22 protein-coding genes are annotated in these 19,154 nt (G+C 69.6%); 8 read left to right on the forward strand and 14 right to left on the reverse strand.

Annotated elements, in window-relative coordinates:
• Positions 1-103 precede the first annotated feature (103 nt).
• From ASF53_RS10185 to ASF53_RS10195, 3 genes are all read right to left on the reverse strand, one after another.
• Positions 104-733: a helix-turn-helix domain-containing protein gene (locus tag ASF53_RS10185; RefSeq protein ID WP_056198394.1), complete on the reverse strand. Its 630-nt coding sequence runs from the start codon at positions 731-733 to the stop codon at positions 104-106.
• Positions 734-909: 176 nt separating this feature from the next.
• A complete protein-coding gene (thiD, locus tag ASF53_RS10190) occupies positions 910-1,716 on the reverse strand; it encodes a bifunctional hydroxymethylpyrimidine kinase/phosphomethylpyrimidine kinase (protein WP_056197578.1) in 807 nt (268 codons plus the stop codon).
• A 47-nt stretch (positions 1,717-1,763) separates the two neighbouring features.
• Positions 1,764-2,489 (reverse strand): thiamine phosphate synthase, encoded by a 726-nt coding sequence (locus tag ASF53_RS10195; protein ID WP_056197580.1) that lies wholly within the window; start codon positions 2,487-2,489, stop codon positions 1,764-1,766.
• 475 nt (positions 2,490-2,964) lie between these two features.
• Here ASF53_RS10195 and ASF53_RS10200 point away from each other — a divergent pair, with 475 nt between their 5' ends.
• On the forward strand, positions 2,965-3,969 hold the full coding sequence (locus tag ASF53_RS10200) for an NUDIX hydrolase (protein WP_286134305.1): 1,005 nt from the start codon (positions 2,965-2,967) through the stop codon (positions 3,967-3,969).
• Positions 3,970-4,025: 56 nt separating this feature from the next.
• Here the strand turns inward: ASF53_RS10200 and ASF53_RS10205 are convergent, their stop codons facing one another.
• Positions 4,026-4,205, reverse strand: coding sequence for a hypothetical protein (locus ASF53_RS10205; protein WP_286134307.1), 180 nt, complete (start codon positions 4,203-4,205; stop codon positions 4,026-4,028).
• Here ASF53_RS10205 and ASF53_RS26630 point away from each other — a divergent pair, their 5' ends adjacent.
• Complete coding sequence (locus ASF53_RS26630; protein WP_286134309.1) at positions 4,206-4,361, forward strand: hypothetical protein; 156 nt, start codon at positions 4,206-4,208, stop codon at positions 4,359-4,361.
• A 184-nt stretch (positions 4,362-4,545) separates the two neighbouring features.
• Here ASF53_RS26630 and ASF53_RS10210 read toward each other — a convergent pair whose 3' ends face one another.
• From ASF53_RS10210 to argC, 3 genes are all read right to left on the reverse strand, one after another.
• On the reverse strand, positions 4,546-5,076 hold the full coding sequence (locus tag ASF53_RS10210; protein WP_056197584.1) for a Ros/MucR family transcriptional regulator: 531 nt from the start codon (positions 5,074-5,076) through the stop codon (positions 4,546-4,548).
• A gap of 221 nt (positions 5,077-5,297) precedes the next feature.
• Complete coding sequence (locus ASF53_RS26415) at positions 5,298-5,807, reverse strand: hypothetical protein (RefSeq protein ID WP_210168533.1); 510 nt, start codon at positions 5,805-5,807, stop codon at positions 5,298-5,300.
• A 205-nt stretch (positions 5,808-6,012) separates the two neighbouring features.
• Positions 6,013-6,957, reverse strand: a complete 945-nt coding sequence (argC, locus tag ASF53_RS10215; RefSeq protein WP_056197586.1) for an N-acetyl-gamma-glutamyl-phosphate reductase — start codon at positions 6,955-6,957, stop codon at positions 6,013-6,015.
• A gap of 253 nt (positions 6,958-7,210) precedes the next feature.
• Here argC and ASF53_RS10220 point away from each other — a divergent pair, with 253 nt between their 5' ends.
• The gene (locus tag ASF53_RS10220; RefSeq protein ID WP_056197588.1) at positions 7,211-7,750 is read left to right on the forward strand and encodes a hypothetical protein; all 540 of its coding nucleotides are present in this window, start codon (positions 7,211-7,213) and stop codon (positions 7,748-7,750) included.
• 53 nt (positions 7,751-7,803) lie between these two features.
• Here ASF53_RS10220 and modA read toward each other — a convergent pair whose 3' ends face one another.
• The 3 genes from modA to ASF53_RS10230 form a co-directional block, all read right to left on the reverse strand.
• On the reverse strand, positions 7,804-8,613 hold the full coding sequence (gene modA / locus ASF53_RS10225) for a molybdate ABC transporter substrate-binding protein (RefSeq protein WP_056197590.1): 810 nt from the start codon (positions 8,611-8,613) through the stop codon (positions 7,804-7,806).
• 170 nt (positions 8,614-8,783) lie between these two features.
• Complete coding sequence (locus ASF53_RS26280; RefSeq protein ID WP_200943205.1) at positions 8,784-8,954, reverse strand: hypothetical protein; 171 nt, start codon at positions 8,952-8,954, stop codon at positions 8,784-8,786.
• 92 nt (positions 8,955-9,046) lie between these two features.
• On the reverse strand, positions 9,047-9,247 hold the full coding sequence (locus ASF53_RS10230; protein ID WP_056197592.1) for a hypothetical protein: 201 nt from the start codon (positions 9,245-9,247) through the stop codon (positions 9,047-9,049).
• A gap of 324 nt (positions 9,248-9,571) precedes the next feature.
• Here ASF53_RS10230 and ASF53_RS10235 point away from each other — a divergent pair, with 324 nt between their 5' ends.
• The 4 genes from ASF53_RS10235 to ASF53_RS10250 are packed head-to-tail and all read left to right on the forward strand — an operon-like array spanning position 9,572 to position 13,648.
• Positions 9,572-10,489 carry a 50S ribosomal protein L11 methyltransferase gene (locus ASF53_RS10235; protein ID WP_056197594.1) on the forward strand — a complete coding sequence of 306 codons (918 nt, stop codon included), beginning with the start codon at positions 9,572-9,574 and terminating at the stop codon, positions 10,487-10,489.
• A 41-nt stretch (positions 10,490-10,530) separates the two neighbouring features.
• Entirely contained in the window at positions 10,531-12,369 is a 1,839-nt protein-coding gene (locus tag ASF53_RS10240; protein WP_056197596.1) for an aminopeptidase P family protein, read from the forward strand.
• Positions 12,366-12,845, forward strand: coding sequence for a low molecular weight protein-tyrosine-phosphatase (locus ASF53_RS10245; RefSeq protein ID WP_056197597.1), 480 nt, complete (start codon positions 12,366-12,368; stop codon positions 12,843-12,845). The genes ASF53_RS10240 and ASF53_RS10245 overlap by 4 nt, the downstream gene beginning before the upstream one ends.
• Positions 12,842-13,648, forward strand: a complete 807-nt coding sequence (locus ASF53_RS10250; protein WP_056197599.1) for a fructosamine kinase family protein — start codon at positions 12,842-12,844, stop codon at positions 13,646-13,648. The genes ASF53_RS10245 and ASF53_RS10250 overlap by 4 nt, the downstream gene beginning before the upstream one ends.
• Positions 13,649-13,815: 167 nt before the next feature.
• Here the strand turns inward: ASF53_RS10250 and ASF53_RS10255 are convergent, their stop codons facing one another.
• Positions 13,816-15,930, reverse strand: a complete 2,115-nt coding sequence (locus tag ASF53_RS10255) for an ABC transporter ATP-binding protein/permease (RefSeq protein ID WP_056197601.1) — start codon at positions 15,928-15,930, stop codon at positions 13,816-13,818.
• 261 nt (positions 15,931-16,191) lie between these two features.
• Positions 16,192-16,521, reverse strand: coding sequence for a hypothetical protein (locus tag ASF53_RS10260; RefSeq protein ID WP_056198401.1), 330 nt, complete (start codon positions 16,519-16,521; stop codon positions 16,192-16,194).
• Between the two features lie 287 nt (positions 16,522-16,808).
• Between ASF53_RS10260 and ASF53_RS10265 the strand changes: the two genes are divergently transcribed.
• Positions 16,809-17,465 (forward strand): hypothetical protein, encoded by a 657-nt coding sequence (locus ASF53_RS10265; RefSeq protein WP_286134311.1) that lies wholly within the window; start codon positions 16,809-16,811, stop codon positions 17,463-17,465.
• Positions 17,466-17,472: 7 nt separating this feature from the next.
• Here the strand turns inward: ASF53_RS10265 and ASF53_RS10270 are convergent, their stop codons facing one another.
• Both ASF53_RS10270 and ASF53_RS10275 read right to left on the reverse strand, forming a co-directional pair.
• Positions 17,473-18,393: a pyridoxamine 5'-phosphate oxidase family protein gene (locus tag ASF53_RS10270; protein WP_056197605.1), complete on the reverse strand. Its 921-nt coding sequence runs from the start codon at positions 18,391-18,393 to the stop codon at positions 17,473-17,475.
• Positions 18,390-19,016 carry a glutathione S-transferase family protein gene (locus ASF53_RS10275; protein ID WP_056197608.1) on the reverse strand — a complete coding sequence of 209 codons (627 nt, stop codon included), beginning with the start codon at positions 19,014-19,016 and terminating at the stop codon, positions 18,390-18,392. The genes ASF53_RS10270 and ASF53_RS10275 overlap by 4 nt, the downstream gene beginning before the upstream one ends.
• Positions 19,017-19,154: the final 138 nt, after the last annotated feature.

A 19,154-nucleotide genomic window follows, 5' to 3' on the forward strand; every position in this document is an offset into this window, starting at 1 on the left:
GATCGACCGGACTGTTCGATGAGAAAAAGGCCCCCGTCGCTGACGAGCGACGGTGGCCTTTTTCATACTTGTCGGTGTTCGGAGGGAGCCGGCGGGCGCCGGTTCACTCCATCACGGCGGCCTTCATGATGACGACCATCGTCGCCCGGCCCGGCCCGTCGCCGACGCAGCGGATGCTGTGGGGGCGGTCGCAGCGGTAGCGCAGGGTCTCGCCCGCATTGGCCCGCTGCACCTCGCCGGCCACATCCACCTCGAAGCTTCCCTCCAGCACCGAGAGCGACTCGACCGAGCCGCGCTGGTGCGGGTCGGATTCGAGCACCCCGCCGGCATCGGCGGTGAGGTCGTACCATTGCAGCCACTCGACGGTCTTGATCCAGCCGATGATGGCAAGCCGCACCCGGCCGTCGTCGGAGACCAGCCGCGGGGTGTCGGCGCGCGAGAAGCGCTCGATGAAGGGTTCTTCGTCGGAGGTGGCGAGCACCCGCTCGATCGACACGTCGAGCGCCTGGCTCAAGCGCCAGATCGTCGCCAGCGTCGGATTGGTCTCGTTGCGCTCGATCTGGCTGATGATCGACTTCGCCACGCCCGATTGCTCGGCGAGTTCGGAGAGGGAGAGGTTGTAGGCCTTGCGCAGCCGCTGGATCGTCTTGCCGAGCTGGCCCGAAAGCACCTGGGCGCCGCTGACGAGATCCTTCGGCCGTCCACGTTCGAGGCTTGCCGCTATGTCCTGCATCACGTCGGTCCGCTGAAAGTGCCCGACAAAACGCGCGCGCGCCGGAAACACCCTTACGGGCGGATCGGATCACGAAGTCTTGTGCGAGGCACCGAAAGGCGTTCCGTTATCCGAACGAGCGTTTGATCTGTCAAACGCAAAAGCCGGGAGAGGGCTGATTTCGCGCAGCTCGGTGCCTACTGCCAGAGTGCGAAAAAGTGGTGGAGCGGGCCGTGACCATGGCCGACCGGCACCGTATCCGCCGCGCGAATCGCCGCTGTCACGTAGGTCTTGGCACCCCCCACCGCCTCGGCGAGGCCCTGGCCGCGGGCAAGCCCGGCCGTCACCGCGGCCGAGAGGGTGCAGCCGGTGCCGTGGCTGTTGCGGGTCTCGATGCGTGGGGCCGCGAACCGGCGCAGGGTCCCGTCCGCGGCGATCAGGTGATCGACGCTCTCGCGGCCCTCGCCATGGCCGCCCTTGATCAGCACCGCCCGCGCGCCGCGCGCCAGCAGCCGCCGCCCCTGCGCCACCGCCTCGTTCTCGTGTCCCGCCTCCCCCTCGTCGAGCAGGGCCGCGGCTTCGGGCAGGTTGGGCGTGACGACGGTGGCCAGCGGCATCAGCTCGCTGCGCAGGATCTCGACGGCTTCCTGCGAGATCAGCCGGTCGCCGCTGGTGGCCACCATCACCGGGTCGAGCACCACCGGGATGCCGGGGGCGTGCCGCCGCAGCCCTTCGGCCACCGCCCGGATCGTCTCGGGCCGCGACAGCATGCCGATCTTCACCGCGCCGACCGCGAGGTCGGAGAACACCGAGTCGATCTGCGCGGCCACGAAATCGGCGGGCACGTCGTGGATCGCCTGCACGCCGCGGGTGTTCTGGGCCGTGAGTGCGGTGATGACGCTGGCGCCGTAGACGCGCAGGGCCGCGAAGGTCTTGAGGTCGGCCTGGATGCCGGCGCCCCCGCTCGAATCCGAGCCGGCGATGGTCAGGGCGATGGCGGTCATGGGCGTCTTCCCTCGTTTGTTTCTTCGATGGTCCGCTTCTTCCGGCCTTAACGCGTGCCCGTGCTCCCGCGCTGGCTCAGCGCCTCATCGACCCGTGCGAGCAGATCCCGCGCCTTGGCCTCGGTCGCGCCGCCCTTGAACAGGGCGCCGATCAGGGCCACCCCGTCAGCCCCGGCCCGGATGACGGAGGCGGTGTTGCTGGCGTCGATCCCGGCGATCGCGCCGAGCGGTAGGCTCTGGCCGCGGGCGAGCCGGGCGCGGAACACGATCCGCTGCAACCCGTCGAGCCCGACCGGCGGGTCCGGGTTGTCCTTGCTGGTGGTGGCGAACACGCCGCCGATGCAGGCGTAGTCGATGGGAAGCCGGTAGAGCTCGTCGGCCTGGGCGCCGGTCTTCACGGTGAGCCCGATGATGGCGCGCGGGCCGAGCAGGCGGCGTGCGTCCTCCGGGTGGAGATCCGATTGGCCGAGATGCACGCCCTCGACGCCGGCGGCCAGCGCGAGATCGACCCGGTCGTTGACGAGGAGCGGCGCCCGGCCGGCGAGGGCCGCATGGATCGCCCGGATCCGCGCGAGGGCCGCGCGGGCATCTGTCAGATCCTTGTCGCGGTACTGGAGCAGGGTGGCGCCCCCGGCCACCGCCTCCGCTGCGAGCGCCGCGAGCGCGCCGGCATCCGCGCCCAGCACGCCGACATCGAGGATGCCGTAGAGGCGCAGGTCCACGGCGACGCCCGCCGACGGCCGGGACAAACCGAGCCCTGTTCCACTACCCATGCCCGCTCCCTTCGATGAATCCGCCTTTTGATCTAGCAGGATCGGCCTGCCTCGGCGACCACCGCAGCACGCTCCTGCGGATACGGCCGGAGGGCCATCGCGCGAAGCCGCCTGGGTGGCTTCGCGGCGCCAAGAGCGCCGCGCGGAGCGGGCTTTTTCGGGGGCGTGAACCCCGGAAAAGCATCGAGCGAAGCGGAAGCCTCAGAGTGCCTCACAAAACTCCCGATCACCCTCGTCTTCCCTCTGGGCACGGCGGCGCGGCGGGAGTTTTGTGAGAGACACTAAGCCCGCGGAGGCGGGCGCCGGCGACTGAGGCCCGCAAAGCTCGAGTGATCGCCTCCGAGCGATTGCCCTGGATGAGGCGGCAGGCTCCGTTGACGGTGCCGGGGCCGATCCGGCAAGACCGGAATGCGGGCCGGAACCGCTTCCACCGCCGAGGGGATGCCCAAGGAGAGGGCTGAAGGCCGACGAACGCATGAGCACGGCCGAACTGGGTGTGATCGCCGCCACGGCGGACAAGGGGACGCGCGCCGCCAGCGCTTCGTCCGTGGGGCTCGTGGCCGTGATCGTCGCGGCGACGGACGGCGAGCCGCGCGCGCTGACCGTGCAGGTCGGCGGCCAAGCCGCGGGCCGCGAGAGCGCCCTGCCCGCCGGGCCGTTGGTGCCCGAGCACGCCACCCTGGAGCGGGGCCTGCGCGCGTGGGTCGAGCAGCAGACGCATCAGCGCCTCGGCTATGTCGAGCAGCTCTATACCTTCGGCGACCGCGACCGGGAGGGCGGGCAGCACGACGTGCACCTGCTCTCGGTGGCCTATCTCGCCCTGGTGCGCGAGCTGCGCCCGGCGGGCCTTGCGGAAGCCGCGTGGCGCAACTGGTACCGCTACCTGCCGTGGGAGGATTTTCGCGAGGGGCGCCCCCCCGCGCTCGCCGAGATCGAGCCGCGCCTGATGGAATGGGTCGCCGCCGCCTCCGATCCGAAGCTCCGGCGCATGCGCGAGGACCGGGTCGGGCTCAGCTTCGGCATCGGCGGCGCCTGGAACGAGGAGCGGGTTCTGGAGCGCTACGAATTGCTGTTCGAGGCCGGGTTGATCCCCGAAGCCAACGGCCAGAACGGCGCCGCCGTGCCCGACGACCTCGCGATCACCGGCCAGCCGATGGCCCACGACCATCGCCGGGTGCTCGCCACGGCGATCGGCCGCCTGCGCGGCAAGATCAAGTATCGTCCGGTGGTGTTCGAGTTGATGCCGCCGGCCTTCACCCTGCTTCAGCTTCAGCGAACGGTCGAGGCGCTCTCGGGCACCCGGCTGCACAAGCAGAACTTCCGCCGTCTCGTGGCCCAGCAAGGGTTGGTCGAGGAGACCGAGGCGCTCACCAGCGGCAATGCCGGGCGCCCGGCCCGGCTGGTGCGCTTCCGCCGGGAGGTTCTGTTAGAGCGCCCCGCCCCCGGCGTTCGGCTCACCCCGACGCGGCGAACGGTCTGACGCGCACGGCCCGGCCCCTCCTCGCGAATGCCGGGTTCATGGTCCGGAAGGACAGGCTACCCTTCGAAGATGCGTCCGAACTGCTCGGGGCAGCCGGCGACGAGAGCCGGCGCCAGAGGCAGGTCGGCGCGGGTGCATAGGCTGAATCCGTAATAGGGCGTCAGCAACTCGATCTCGGGAACGCAGACCCAGAGACGAACTACCGATCCATGATCGGTGATGCTGACGAGAAGCATTTGACGCGTGCGATCGAAGGCGACGGCCTGTTCGCGAAACAGGCGTTCGACCGAACGGACTTCATCCGTCGTGATCCGTTTATAAGCCCAAATCATCGGCAAACGCCCTCCAATGAGGTGTTTGCCGGCTCGGCAACGGGCGTTCAACCGGTCTGAACGCAGGGCAGCCGCCGGAATTGCCTGCGGATTAAGCGTATATCGAGAGCGTTCGACGGCCCTGATTGCTCATCACGCCCGCCCCATGCCGAACCTGAACGCGCGGAGGCGGCGCTGCGGGCGCCGGACGCCGCGCGGGCTCGGCACCGCCGAGCCCGAGTCGACCGAGCGGGTGCGCCTGGGCTCAGGCGTCCTTCTTGCGGCGCGGCGCGCGGCGCTTCTTTTCTGCAACGGGTTCCGGCTCGGCGGCCGCCGGCTCGGGCGCTGCCTCGACCTCCGCTTCCGGCTCGGCGATCCGGCGGCGCTGCTGACCCAGGCCCAAAGCGCGCGCCAGTTCGGAGCGCTGCTCCGAGTAGCTCGCCGAGGTCATGGGGTAATCGTTGGGGAGGCCCCATTTCGCCCGATACTGCTCCGGCGAGAGACCGCGCAGGGTGAGATGGCGGCGCAGCGTCTTGTACGGCTTGCCGTCCTCGAAGCTGACCAGAAAGTCGTGGCTGATCGACTTGCGGATTTCCTGCGGCGTCGCTTTGGGCGGCCCGGTTTCGGCGGCGGGACGGCCGCTCAAGCTCACCGAGCGAATCGCCTCGTGCACTTCCCCGAGAAGCTTTGGCAACTCGGCGCTCTGAACGTGATTGTTGCTGACATAAGCAGACACGACATCGGCCGTGAGGGTAACGAGGCGGGCTGTCTCCGCGTCCTGTTCACTGGTTTCCATGGCGCATTCTTCTATGAGGGGGCTTTAGCTGGAGGACGGTAAGCTCAGGACCGCGGCGTAGCAAGACATCGCATATGAATCCGAACGCAGTCAGGTCGAAGAGAACTGAGCGTAGCGTGTGTTTCTATGCAAATCGAATGGAAAAACCCCGGATCCCGGCCTGCGAGGAAAAAGGATTATGCCCACCTTACGGGTGACCCTGACGATCTCAGGGAAATATTTCAAATGATAGAATCCCTGTCATCGCCGTTCAGAAAATGTCGATGTTTCAAAGAGTTGAGATTCTTGAAGGTCGCTGGATTTCCGCGTCGGCGTGACAGGCCGGCCAACGCGGCGACGATTGCGCCGGTCGCCATGCTCACGACACGTCTCAGATGCGACACCCTGCCGCAGGATTGCGTATTTTCTGTGGATTGCCGAAAGCTGGACCGGTCTGGCTCGGAATATCCGGCGTGCGAAAGCGTCTTCTGCCAGTTCTCGACCGATGCGGTGCGGCCTTCACAGTCCAAATCCGCGAGGCCGATTGCCAAAAGACGGACGAGAGCCGGACGGCCCTCCCCTCGATTGGATGATGACGGGCGCTCGATTCGGTGGGCGCGTGGCTCTACGCCACGCTCGTGCTGTTTGTGAGGTGACGGGTCCGGCTCATCACGGACGACGTGAGCGATATCCTGTCGCTCCACTGGGAGAGCGGATCGCTCTTCAGGCGCTTGCGCGGACGCATCGCTCATTCCGGCCACGCTTTGCGCGCTGAACGACGCGCGCGATGGATTGCGTGCCGGCTGCGAGCGGCGGGAGCCGCCCTACGCGGGGCGTCCCTCGATCATCAAGACAAGGATAGTATTACCGGTGCCGTCCCGGCACGCGCGGAGCGCGGGTGCCGGGTTTTCATCGTGCGACTGCGGAGAGCGTATTCCGGCTGAAGCGGCCCTGGGGTCAGTCGAGCCCGAGCATGAGCCCGAGATTTTGCACCGCCGCGCCCGAAGCGCCCTTGCCGAGATTGTCGAGACGCGCGACCAGCACGGCGTGGCCGTAGCTGTCGGAGCCGAACACCCGCAATTCGAGCCGGTCGGTGTCGTTCAGCGCCTCCGGTTCGAGACGTTCGCGGTGGGCGCCTTCCTCCGCGCCGCGCACGACCGTCACCAGCGGGCTGTCCGCGTACCAATCGGCCAGGGCATCCTCCAGATCGCCGGGCTTGGGCTGGCCGGGCAGGGCGCCGAGATGCAGCGGAATGCTGACGAGCATCCCCTGTCGGAAGTTGCCGACGGAGGGGATGAAGATCGGCCGCCGGGTGAGCCGGCTATAGGCTTCGATTTCCGGCAGATGCTTGTGTCCGAAGCCGAGCCCGTAGAGCTGGAACGGGGCGCCCTCCCCGCGCTCGTAGCTCTCGATCATGCTGCGGCCGCCGCCGCTATAGCCGCTCACCGCATTGATGCTGACGGGATGATCCGACGGGATCAGACCGCGCTCGACCAGCGGGCGCAGCAGCGCGATCGCCCCGGTCGGGTAGCAGCCGGGATTGGCGACCCGGCGCGCGGCGCGGATCGCATCGGCCTGATCCGCCGTCATCTCGGCGAATCCGTAGGCCCAGCCCGGCGCGATGCGGTGGGCCGTGCTGGCATCGAGCAGCTTCGGGCCGCCGCCGGGCAGGCTGTCGGCGAGCGCCGCGGTCTCGCGGGAGGCGTCGTCGGGCAGGCAGAGCACGGCGAGGTCGACCTCCTCGAGGATCGCCCGCTTCACCCCCGCATCCTTGCGGCTCTCGAGCGGGATGCTGACGAGGCGCGCCCTGCCCTCGCGCTCCAGGCGCTCGCGGATGCCGAGGCCGGTGGTGCCGACCTCTCCGTCGATGAACACCTTCGGGGCGCTGGGGCCGTCGGACATCGCAGATTCCTCGCTCGGCCCCGATCCGGGCCGGCCTGTCACAGGGTGTACCAAGCGTTCCCGGCCATATCGGGCCCGCTCGAATTGATGCTTCTTCGGTGGCGCGGAGGTGGAAGCTTCGTCTTCCCCTGTCAACGCCCCTCGGTCGCCGCTCGCGGCCACGCTCCATCCTCCCGTGGACGGGAACGGCGCGGCCGGAACTCACGATGACGCCTCCTGTTGACAGCCGAATGTCGCTCAGGAGGCGAAACCGATGTCAGGCACGGCGAAGAAGACCGATCCGAAGCTGTGGGAGAAGGTGAAGGAGGAGATCACCGAGTCGTCCAAGGGCGGCAAGCCCGGCCAATGGTCCGCCCGCAAGGCGCAGATGGCCACCAGCGAATATAAGAAGGAGGGCGGTGGCTACGCCGGCAAGAAGTCCGACGACAACGGTCTCAAGCAATGGACAGATGAGGAGTGGGACACCAAGTCGGGCAAGGAAAGCGGCAAGACCGGCGAGCGCTACCTGCCCAAGAAGGCGCGGGAGAAGTTGTCGGATTCGGAATACGCCCGTTCGACCGAGAAGAAGCGCGCCGATTCTGCCAAGGGCAAGCAGCACTCGAAGCAGCCAGCGGATGTGGCTAAGAAAGCGGCCACCGCCCGCAAGTCCGGCGGCAAGGCCGGCAAGACCTCGGACAAGGGCGGAAACACCGGCACGACGAAGTCCGAACTGATGCAGCGGGCGCGCAAGCAGGACATTCCCGGCCGCTCGAAGATGACCAAGGGCGAGCTGGAGCGCGCCCTGACCACCTGATCGCCTCAAAAGCGGTGATGGGCGCGGGAGGTGCGAGAGCCCTCCCCGCCCCCTCAGGAGCGCTTCTCGGCGCCGATCACGACGAAGCCCTGACGCTCGAAGAGCGGGCGCGCGGTGGGGCTTCGCAGGAAGCTCAGGAAGGTGGCGGCGCGCTCGGCGCGTCCCGCATCCCTGGTCAGTGCGGCCGGGTAGACGATCGGCGGGTGGCTGTCGGCGGGGAAGGTCGCCACGATCTCGACGCCGGGATCGCTCGCCGCATCCGTCGCGTAGACGATGCCGAGGGGGGCCTCGCCGCGGGAGACGAGCAGCAGAGCTGCCCGCACGTTCTCGGTCTGCGCGAGTTGGCCCTTCACCCGGTCCCAGGCGCCAAGCTTTTCGAGGGCGGCCTTGCCGTACTTGCCCGCGGGCACCGCCTCGACATTGCCCATGGCGAGCCGTCCACCGGCCAGGGCAGCGGAGAGATCGGTGCCGGGCTCGAGCGTCATCCGCAGGCCCGACCCCTTGGCCGCCACGAGGACGATGGCGTTGCGTAGGAGGTTGACGCGGCTGTCGGAGCGGATCGTGCCGTTCGCCTCGGCATAATCCATCCAGGCGAGGTCGGCGGAGATGAAGAGGTCGGCCGGCGCGCCGGCCTCGATCTGCTTGGCCAGCGCATTGGAGCCGCCATAGGAGATCCGGGTCGTGGCGCCCGTCTCCTTCGCCCAGGCGGCAGCGGCTTCGTCCAGCGCATTCTTGAGGCTGGCGGCGGCAAACACCACGATGGGTTCGTCCGCAGCCCGCGCAGTGAAGGGCGCGGCCGTGAACGCGAGCAGCAGGCCGGCCATCACGGCGCGGCGGGTCCGGACGAGACGGGACGATATCATGACGGCTCCCACGGTCGCGCCGGGCTTGCCGTCGATGCGGCGGCCCCGGCGCCGGCTCTGTCGAGCCGCGGCGTGACGGACGAGCGCCCGACACGCGCAACGCCGGCTTCTAGCCCGCCGGGGATCGCCCTGTCATCGTCCGGGGATCGTGGAGGTCGCCCTCTCCGGGGTCAGTCGTCGGACGGGCCGGCAGCCGAGGGCTCGGGCTCGTCGGCGGTGAAGCCCTCCAGCCAATCCAGGCTTTCCTGCGAGCCCGCCTCGTAGGGGTTGGCGGAATCGGGCCGGCCCATCGCCTTGGCGACCTTGCCCTCTTCGAAGATCTTGCTCGATACCACGGCCATCGACCGATCCTTTCTCGATGCGGGCCCGGATGGTTCCGGGCCGGGAGGTGCGGGACAGGAAGTGGCCCGGCGCGGCCGGAGTTCCCGTGGCGTCAGGCGGTGGGCTCGGTCCCCTGCGCCGGCTTGGTCTCGGCGCGATGCAGCCGGCTCAGCAGCACGAGCAGCGAGCCCGGCAGCGGCGAGTCGAGTGCGTCCGAGGCGAGGATGTCGGCGTTCGTGGCGCGGCGACGGTCGTGGCGCGGCTCGCGCCTGACGACGACGGGGGAGCGAAGGCGGACGGATTTGGGGGTCATGACGCGATGGAAACTCGACAAGCGCCTGATGAACGAGACGGAAAAACGCCTCGCGCAACGCCCGGCCACCGGGCATGGCCCCGCCGGCGATCGGTGCCGACGAGGCGCATGCGCGAGACGCTTCGGACGGTGAGAACGCCGCCTCGCCGATCCGGTTCCGGGGTGTTCGGCTAGGAATTAAACATCATGCCTGTGGATTAAGCATCTTTTGTCTTGCTTGTGCTGTTCTAGGTACGTGCTTCCACGCGATTGCTCACTAACAATGCGTCGAAGTGGTCGTGAAGCCCGTGGTCCTTGGCCCGCGCGGATGGTAGAGGGCGCCCTATGCTCGAAGGTCTGCCGCCGCACCGACCCACGCACGTCCTGCGTTTGATCACGGACGAGCCCTCCGCTCGCGCCATGACGGAGCTGTTGGGCGAGATGTTCGACCCGATGGAGACGGCGGTCGCCGCCTTCGAGGTCGAGGAGACCGGCGCGTGGCGGCTGGAGGCCTATTTCTCCGAGGAGCCCGACGCGGAGATGATCCGCGACCTGATCCGTCCGATGGTGGGCGCGCAGGCCGATGCGGCTTTCTTCGAGACCATTGACCAGCAGGATTGGGTGCGCGCCTCGCTCGAGGGGCTGAAGCCGGTGCGGGCGGGCCGCTTCCTCGTCCATGGCGGGCATGACCGTCATCAGGTGCGGGGGAACGACCTCGCCATCGAGATCGAGGCGGCGCTCGCCTTCGGCACCGGCCACCACGGCACCACGCTGGGCTGCCTGCGCGCATTGGTGGACGAACTGAAGCGGCGGCGGCCGGCCCATGTCCTCGATGTCGGCACCGGCACCGGCATCCTGGGATTTGCGGCCGCCAAGGTGCTTCGCACCCCCGTTGTGGCCGGCGACCTCGACCCGGAAGCGGTCATGACCGCCCGCGGCAATGCCCGCCTCAACGGCCTCGGGCCGTATATGCGCCTTTACCACGCGCCGGGCGTGCGCCACGCCCTGGCGAATCGCCCGCGCGGTTTCGACGTGGTGTTCGCCAACATCCTGGCCCGCCCGCTCAAGCGGCTCGCGCCTTCGCTCACCGCCGTGGTGGCGGATGACGGCGTGCTGATCCTCTCCGGCCTGATCGAGCGCGACGTGCCGGGCGTGCTCTCGACCTACCGCCACCGCGGCTTCCACCTCGCCCGCTCCGGCGTGATAGAGGGTTGGGCGACCCTGGTGCTGCGCCGCGGCGGGGCGGCGGCGCGTCCGCGCTGAGGAGGGTGTCGCGGGGGCATCCGACGCGGTAGATTTCCGCCATGACGACATCCCTGCCCCGCTTCCAGACCTTCGACGATCCGAGCCACGCCAAGGGGCCTGAGCGGATCGAGGCGCTCCGCGCGGCTTTGCGCGAAATCCGCGTCGACGGTTTCGTCGTGCCCCGGGCCGACGAGCATCAATCGGAATACGTGCCGGCCAACGCCGAGCGGCTGGCTTGGCTCACCGGCTTCACTGGCTCAGCCGGCCTCGCGGTGGTGCTGGCCGAGGAGGCCGCCCTGTTCGTCGATGGCCGCTACACCCTCCAGGCGCCGGAGCAGGTCGATACCGGGATCGTCACCGTCGTGCCGCTCGCCGACTCGACGCCGGAGGCTTGGCTCGGCACCCACCTGAAGCCCGGCCAGACCCTCGCCTACGACCCCTGGCTTCACACCCCCGACGGCGTGGCCCGCCTAGAGCGCGCCGCCGCCAAGGCGGGGGCTTCGCTTCGCGCGGTGCCCGACAATCTCGTGGACGCGGTCTGGGCCGGGCGGCCCCGTTCGCCGGCCGGCCGGGTCATGGCCCATCCCGAGGAGTGGGCGGGCGAGACGCGGGCTGAGAAGCTCGGCCGCATCCACACTGCGCTGGCCGAGGGCGGGATCGACACCCTGGTGATCTCCGATCCCCACAACCTCGCCTGGACCTTCAACCTGCGCGGCGCCGACATCGCGCACACGCCGCTGGCGCTCGGCTACGCGCTGGTGCCCCGCGAGGGGCGGGCCGCCCTCTACCTCACCTCGCCGCAGATCGATGCCGACCTGCGCGCCGCCCTCGAACCTTTGGCCGATCTTCGCCCCCGCAGCGCCTTCGACGCGGATCTCGCCGGCCTGTGCACCGGCGCCGCGCGCGTGCGGATCGATGCGGCGACGGGGGCGGCGGCCCTCAAGGATCGCGTCGAGGCCGCCGGGGGCGTCGCCGATGTCGGCGCCGATCCGATCACCGCGATGAAGGCGGTCAAGAACGCGGCCGAGATCGCCGGCACCCGCGCCGCCCACCACCGCGACGGCCTTGCCGTGACGCGCTTCCTCGCTTGGCTCGACCGGGCCGCGCCCGAGGGGGTGAGCGAGATCGCCGCCGTCGAGGCGCTGGAGGGTTTCCGCAAGGAGGGCGGCCTGCTGCGTGACGTCTCGTTCCCGACGATTTCCGGCTCAGGGCCGAACGGTGCCATCGTCCATTACCGCGTCACCCGCGCCACCGACCGCACAGCGCAGCCCGGCGAACTTTTTCTGATCGATTCCGGCGCGCAATATGCCGACGGCACCACCGACATCACCCGCACCGTCGCCATCGGCACGCCGACGGACGAGATGCGCGACCGCTTCACCCGCGTGCTGAAGGGCCATATCGCCATCGCCCGCGCCGTCTTTCCCGAGGGGACGACGGGCGCGCAGATCGATGCCTTCGCCCGGATGAGCCTGTGGCAGGCCGGGCTCGATTACGACCACGGCACCGGCCACGGCGTCGGCGCCTTCCTCTCGGTCCACGAGGGCCCGCAGCGCATCGCCAAGACCGGCACGGTGGCCCTGAAGCCCGGCATGATCCTCTCGAACGAGCCGGGCTATTATCGCAGCCGCGCCTACGGCATCCGCATCGAGAACCTGATCCTCGTCGAGGCGCGGACGATCCCCGGCGGCGACCGGACGATGCTCGGCTTCGAGACCCTGACGCTGGCCCCGATCGACCGCCGATTGATCGACCCGGCCGTGCTCGGTGCGGAGGACGCGGCGTGGCTTGACGCCTACCACGCGCGGGTGCGGGAGGCCCTGTCGCCGGATCTCGACGGTCCGACGCGGGACTGGCTGGAGGCGGCAACGCGGCCGCTCGGCGAGGCCACGGCGTGACCGCGCTTTCCCGCTCCGCAATCCTGTTCGTGTGCCTGGGCAACATCTGCCGTTCGCCGCTGGCCGAGGCCGCCTTCCGGCAGGAGGCCGAGCGGATCGGCCTCGACGTGACGGTCGATTCCGCCGGCACCGGCGATTGGCATGTCGGCGAGCCGCCGGACCCGCGCGCGATCGCGGTGGCGTGGGCGAACGGCGTCGATATTTCGGGCTATCGCGGGCGGCAGGTCACGTCGGCCGATTTCGAGCGCTTCGATCACGTCGTCGCCCTGGATTGTGCCAACCTCGCGCGGCTGCGGGCCCTCCGGCCGGACGGGGCGCGGGCCGCGCTGAGCCTCCTCCTCGACCACGTGCCGGGCCGGGCGGGCGAGCCCGTGGCCGACCCCTATTACGGTGCGGACGAGGGCTTCGACACGACCTGGGCCGACGTGACTGCCGGCGCCCGAGCCCTCGCCCGCCGGATCGCGGGAGCGGAATGAGCGACCTCGCCCGGCGCGCGGCGGACCTGCTCGGCGTCCCTCTCGCCGAGGCGCGGCCGATGGCGGGCGGCGACCTGTCGGAATGCGTCCGCCTGCGGCTAGCCGATGGGCGCGAGGCCGTGGCGAAGACCGGGCCGGCACCGCGTGAGGAGGCCCGGATGCTCGCGGCCATCGCCGCCACCGGGGCCCCGGCGCCTGCCGTGCTGGCCGTGGATGAAACGGCGCTCGTCCTCGAATGCCTCTCCGATACGGGCGCGGGACCCGGCACCGATGCCGATCTCGGCCGGGTCGTCGCCCGCCTGCACGCTGCCGAGGGTGACCGCTACGGCTGGCATTCCGACTACGCGTTCGGCCCGGTCGCCATCGAGAATGCCTGGGACGACGATTGGCCGGCCTTCTGGGGCCGACGCCGCCTGCTCTGCCATGCCGACCACCTCCCTGTTCCGCTGTCTCGGCGGATCGAGGCGTTGGCGAACGACCTTGGCAATCGCCTGCCGAAGCGGCCCCGCCCCGCCCTGCTCCACGGCGACCTGTGGAGCGGCAACGTGCTCTTCGCGGGCGACCGGGTTGCGGGGCTGATCGATCCGGCCTGCTATCACGGCCATGCCGAGGTCGATCTAGCGATGCTGGGCCTGTTCGGCCGTCCCGGTCCCGCCTTCCGCGCGGCCTACGGAGCCTTCGAGCCCGGCGCGGCGGAGCGCGCGCCGATCTACAAGCTCTGGCCGGCCCTGGTGCATTGGCGCCTGTTCGGCGACGGCTACCGGGGCATGGTCGAAGGGTGTTTGGACGCGGCCGGGGTCTGACCGGATTTTCCGACTGCTTCGCTCGCGCTTGGGCGTGTTGGGAAAGCCCCGAATGCGTGATGGGGCGGAGAAGGCTCCGGGCCACAGAGCGAGGAGGCCCGGATCGGCTCCACAGGCTTCACGGCCGTGTGACCGCGCCGCTCGACTGCGGCGCGGGGTGTCCGCCCCTACTCCGCCGGAGCCGGCATCGGCGAGAGACGCGGCTCGAAGCGGCCGCCCTCCGACGGCTTCATCTCGACGCGGCGGTCGTGGTGCCTGTGCAGGGTCGAGCGGTGGCCGATCGAGACGATGGTCGTGCCGGGCATCGTCGCGCGTAGCGTCCGGTAGATCTCGGCCTCGGTTTCCTCGTCCAGGGCTGCGGTCGATTCGTCGAGGAACAGCCAGTCGGGCTTGGCCAGGATCGCTCGCGCGATGGCGAGGCGCTGCTGCTCGCCGCCCGACAGGCGCCGGTCCCAGTTATCGACCTCGTCGAGCTTGTCCGCGAGTTGAGGAAGCTGCGCGGCCTTGAGCGCGTCGCGGATCTCCTCGTCGGAGAACTGATCGATCGTCTCCGGATAGGCCACCGCGCCACGGAGGGAGCCGAGCGGGATGTAGGGCCGCTGCGGCAGAACCAGCGCCGATTGTCCCGCCGGCACATCGACCCGACCCTTGCCGAACGGCCAGATCCCGGCAATCGCCCGGAACAGGGTCGACTTGCCCGAGCCGGAGGGGCCGGTGACCAGGGTCGCCCCGCCCTTCGGCAGGTCGAGCGCGCCCGCCCGCACGATCTCGCGGCCGTCGGGCAGCGCCAGGGTCAGGTCGCGGGTGGTCACGGCGCCGGCGGTCTCGTTTCCGTTGGCGAGGCCGTAGCCGGCGCCGGCCAGGGCCTCGGCCTTGGTCATCGCCCGCTTGAACGAGCCGAGACGGATCGTGTTCGCCTTGTAGGCGGCGAGGACGGTGTAGGACGTGATGAAGAAGTTCAGCGAACCCTGGACGTTGCTGAACGCGTTCGCGGTCTGTTGCAGAGCGCCGAGGGTGATCTTCTTGGCGAAGAACGACGGAGCGGCGATGACGAGCGGGAAGATCGTGCTCGCCTGCCGGTAGCTGAAGGTGAAGGCGATCAGCTTGATGCGCCGGAAGATGATGCCGACGTAGTTGTCGACGATGGCGTGGAACAGCGTGGAGAGGCGGGACGCCTCGGCCCGCTCGCCGCGCAGCAGGGCGATCTGCTCGGAATAGATCCGGTTGCGCGCCAGGGCGAAGCGGAAATCCGCCTCGACCTGTTCCTGCCGGTAGTCAAGGCCGATGAGCGGCTTACCGATGAGGTGCGTGAGCCACGTGCCGACGACCGCGTAGGCGATCACCAGCCATACGAGGAAGCCCGGGACCACGGCGTCGGTGAACGGCAGCACGAAGTCGCGCGAGAGCGTCCACAGGATGACGATGAAGGAGACGAGCTGCGCCGCCTGCGACAGCAGCCGGGTCGAGAGGGTCGTGGTCTGGGCGATGAAGTTGTTGACGTCCGACTGGATGCGCTGGTCCGGGTTGTCGGCATGCTCATCGACGAAGGGGATGCGGTAATGCGTGCCCTCCCCCAGCCAGCGCTCGTAGAGATTGTGGGTGAGCCAGGTGCGCCAGCGGAGCTGCAATCCCGAATCGACGTAGATATCGAACATGCCGATCACGACGTTGAGGATCGCGAGCGGCACGAAGATCCAGCCGAGCTGATACCAGAAGGACGGCGCGTCGAACTCCTGCAACGCGTTGTACATGTCGCGGTAGAAAAAGTTGAACCGCAGCGTCAGCGCCACGTCCGCGAAGTTCACGAAGATCGACAGTGCCACGAGGTTGCGGCCGATCTGGCCCTCGGTGCGGCCGAACCGGCGGAACATACCGACTTCCCGGCTCGGGGCATCGTGGCTGGCGAAATACGGGTCGGCGATCAGGGTGATCTCGCGGATCGGCTTCCAGTGCGAGACGGCGAGCACGATGGCGGCGAACACCACGGAGCCGGTCGCGGCGAAGTCCGGCGGCAGCAGCGCCGCGACGACGCCCGGCAGGGCGCCCATCGCCGCCAGGGTCTTGGCGCCCGCCAGCAGCAGGTAGCCGATGCCGTAAACCGAGACGAAGATCTTGAGGTAGGCCGAGAGGTTGTTCGAGGCGACCAGGATACCCGCCATCGCGAAGCCCGCGAGCGAGACGTAGAGCGGTGGGCTTGGAATCCCCGGCATGGCCAGCAGCAGGAGCGCGACGAGCGCCGTCAGCATGGCCTGGATGCCGAGCCTGCTCTTCAATGCGGCCACGCGGGTCGTTCCTTCTCGCTGCACCGGCCCGGCCCACCCACGTCTCGGATGGCGCGCCGACGGATGGGTTCAATCGCCGAATGCGGCGGCCCTGGCTATCCGTCGTGGCGAGAACGTGGCGTGCCGCCACGCCTGTCACGTGAATTTTCGGTCATGTCGAGGGGTGCAGCGGTCGCCCGCCAGCGCCGCAGGCCGCCGGGTGCGACACCATGGACAACTCTGGAGACGATGTCCAAGGCCGTTTCCCCGGCCCTTCGGCCGTCAGTTCGCGTCCCAGTTCCAATCGCCGTAATCCGGCTCGCGGCAGCGATAGCCGATCGGGCATTGCGGGTTGTCGCGGGTGGGGACGAAGCGCAGCTCGGCGATTTCCGTGAGTCCGCAGAAGCTGCGGTCACGCACGAAACGCTCGGGCGGGCGCCCGCCGAAGCTGAGCGTCGCCTCGCCTTCCGCCTTCACCAGGGCCATCGCTTCCACGCAGGTCGGGCGCGCCGTCTGCGTGCGCGGCTCGGCGGCGGCGGGAGTGAGGGCAAAGGGCGACGACAGCAGGGGCGCCAGTGCCGAGCCGAGAACGGCGAGGGTGACAGGTTTCATCACACGGGTACGGTCGACGGCCGTCGCGGCCGCCAAGCTTGACCATGGCAGGTTCCGCTTGCGGCGGGAAGGGGTTGCCGTGCCTCTGCCGCATTCCCGGAGTCTATCGCGGAACACGGGCCAGGATGGCCTTGAGCCCTTTCGGGGAAAGCGCCGTATGGTGCGGGCGGCCAAGGTCGAAGATGTGGCCAACCGCAAGGCGCAGTTTCTAAAGCATCGTCTCGGACGCTAGAATGCTGATATCGGGAGCACAGGCCGAAGAGGCAGCGAATGGTGCGGCGGGGCCGATGACGGCAGACGGTGCGCAGGAGGCCGGCGGGTCCGATGAGGGCGCGCGGGAGGTGACGTCCGCGGCCCTGTCGCGACGTCTTGCGATCCCGGTGATCCTGGCCGCGGGCTGGGGCGCCTTGTTCGCCTATACGCTGATCGTGCTCACCGATGATGCGCCCGTGGCGGCACCCGCCGGTCATACCCGATTTGCGGCGACCGACGGCATCGACGTCCCTGAGGTGCGGATTCCCGAGCCGGAGCGGCCGGCCACGCCCAATGCCAACCCGCCGCGGGTGCTCACGGTCGCCGCGCCCGCGCCGCCGCTGGAGACGGTCGTGCCCCCGGCCGAGCCGCGGCCCGCCGCGCCGCTGGTGGAGCGCGCGGCCTTCGTCGGCATCTGGGGACCGACGCCGGTGGCCTGTGGCCAGCGCCAGCGCCGCCGCGGCTTCCTGCCCGCCACGATCTCCGAGGACGGCGCGAAGGCCGGGCGCACCATCTGCCGCTTCCGCAACAACCGCCGCGAGGGCAGCGCCTGGACCATGGCCGCCGATTGCAGCGAGCGTGGCCGCCGCTGGACCTCGCAGGTCCGCCTCCTCGTCGAGCACGACCGGCTGACCTGGACGAGCGGCAAGGGCCAGGCGAGCTACATCCGCTGCGGGCGGAAATCCGACTGAAGCACGCCTACGCCGCCCCGAACCCGACGAAGCGCCGCCTCAGCGCGCGAGCCCGGAACACGACCCGTTCCGGCACGAACCGCCACAGGCGCTCGGCGCCGTCCCTCCGTTCGTCTTCCGCCGGATCGAGCACGACTTCCGTGCGACCGCTCATCTGCAGCAGATCGCCGGTCGCGAAATCCGGACAGACCAGCCCGGCGCGCGGATTGGCCAGCAGGTTGCCCAGCGTGTTGAAGAAGCGGTTGCCGGAATAGTCGGGTACCGTGAGGCCGCCCTCGGCGCCAACCCGGACGAAGCCCGGCCGCCCTCCCCGGTGCGAGACATCGACCTGCCGCCGGCCCCCCGCCGCCTCGACGAAGCTTGCGACGAAGAAGGTGTCGGCCGCCGCGACGAGAGCCCGCGCCGCGGGATCGAGCCCGTCCGACAGGACGGGGCGGGACCGGGCCGTTCCCTCACCGACGCAGGGCCCTTCCTGCCGGCTGCGGATGTATTGCGGGCAATTCCCGAAACTCTGCTCGACGCGGATCGCGAAGCCCTCCGGTCCCGCGCGCTCGACGGTTCCGTTCAGGCGGTTGCGGCGGCGCGTGGCCAGTTCGATGCCGAGCAGGCCCACGCCATCGCCGTCCTCAAGCCCGGCCTCGGCGGGATCGTCCGGATCGCGGCTCGCCTCCACCCGGAGCCGAAACGGATCCGGCGCGTGGAGAAAGCCCGGTTCACCCTCCCGCAAGGTCGCCCAGGGGCGGCCCGCCCCGTCCACGCTCCCGAGGACGGCGAAGGGCAGGAGCGGAAAGAACGCCCGGTGCTGCTCGGTCAGGTGATCGCGGATGACCCGCGGGCCGAGTTCGGCCATCCGGCCGGCCATGCCGACACTTTCTTGGATTGCCACCTCGCCCCGGTGCCAGGGGGAGGATGCGGCTGGCCCGTTCATGCGGAGGCTCCCGTCGCGTTCAGGCCGACCGGCGAGGCCGGAAGCGCGACGAAGCCGGGCAGCGCCTCGATGCGGGCGAGCCAGGAGCGGACGTTGTCGTAAGCCGCGAGATCGACATTCCCCTCGGGCGCGGCGGCGATGTAGCTGTAGAGCGCCACGTCGGCGATGGTCGGGCGCTCGGCGGCGAGCCAGTCGCGGGACGACAGTTCCGCCTCGATCAGCGCCAGGATTTTATGAGCGCGGGCGATCACCTCCCCCGCATCGAAGGGGGCGCCGAACAGCGTGACGAGGCGGGCGGCGCAGGGGCCGAAGGCGATCGGCCCGGCCGCGACCGAGAGCCAGCGCTGCACCCGTGCGGCCCCGGCCGCATCCTCAGGCAACCAGTCGCTGCGCCCGAGCTTCTTTGCGAGGTAGACGAGGATGGCGTTGGAATCCGGCACGATCGTCCCGTCATCGTCGAGGACGGGAACCTGCCCGAACGGGTTGATCGCGAGAAAATCCGGTGCGCGGTTCTGCCCCCCGGCGAAATCGACCTCGACGGTGTCATAGGGCTGGCCGACCAGCGACAGGAACAGGCGGGCCCGGTGGGCATGGCCCGAGAGCGTCAGGCTGTAGAGCTTCACGGCGTCGTCTCCTCCCGGCCGTGGGATCGGCCGTGGGTGGCATCAGACTCCTTCGCCGCGGCGGGGTGAACCGGTATTGTCGGCAAGCGACTGTTGCGTGCAGTGGAATAATCGCCACTCTGCCCTTCAGGGGGAGGG

The organism is Methylobacterium sp. Leaf123 (assembly GCF_001423405.1).
In the GTDB taxonomy this organism is placed as follows: Bacteria; Pseudomonadota; Alphaproteobacteria; order Rhizobiales; family Beijerinckiaceae; genus Methylobacterium.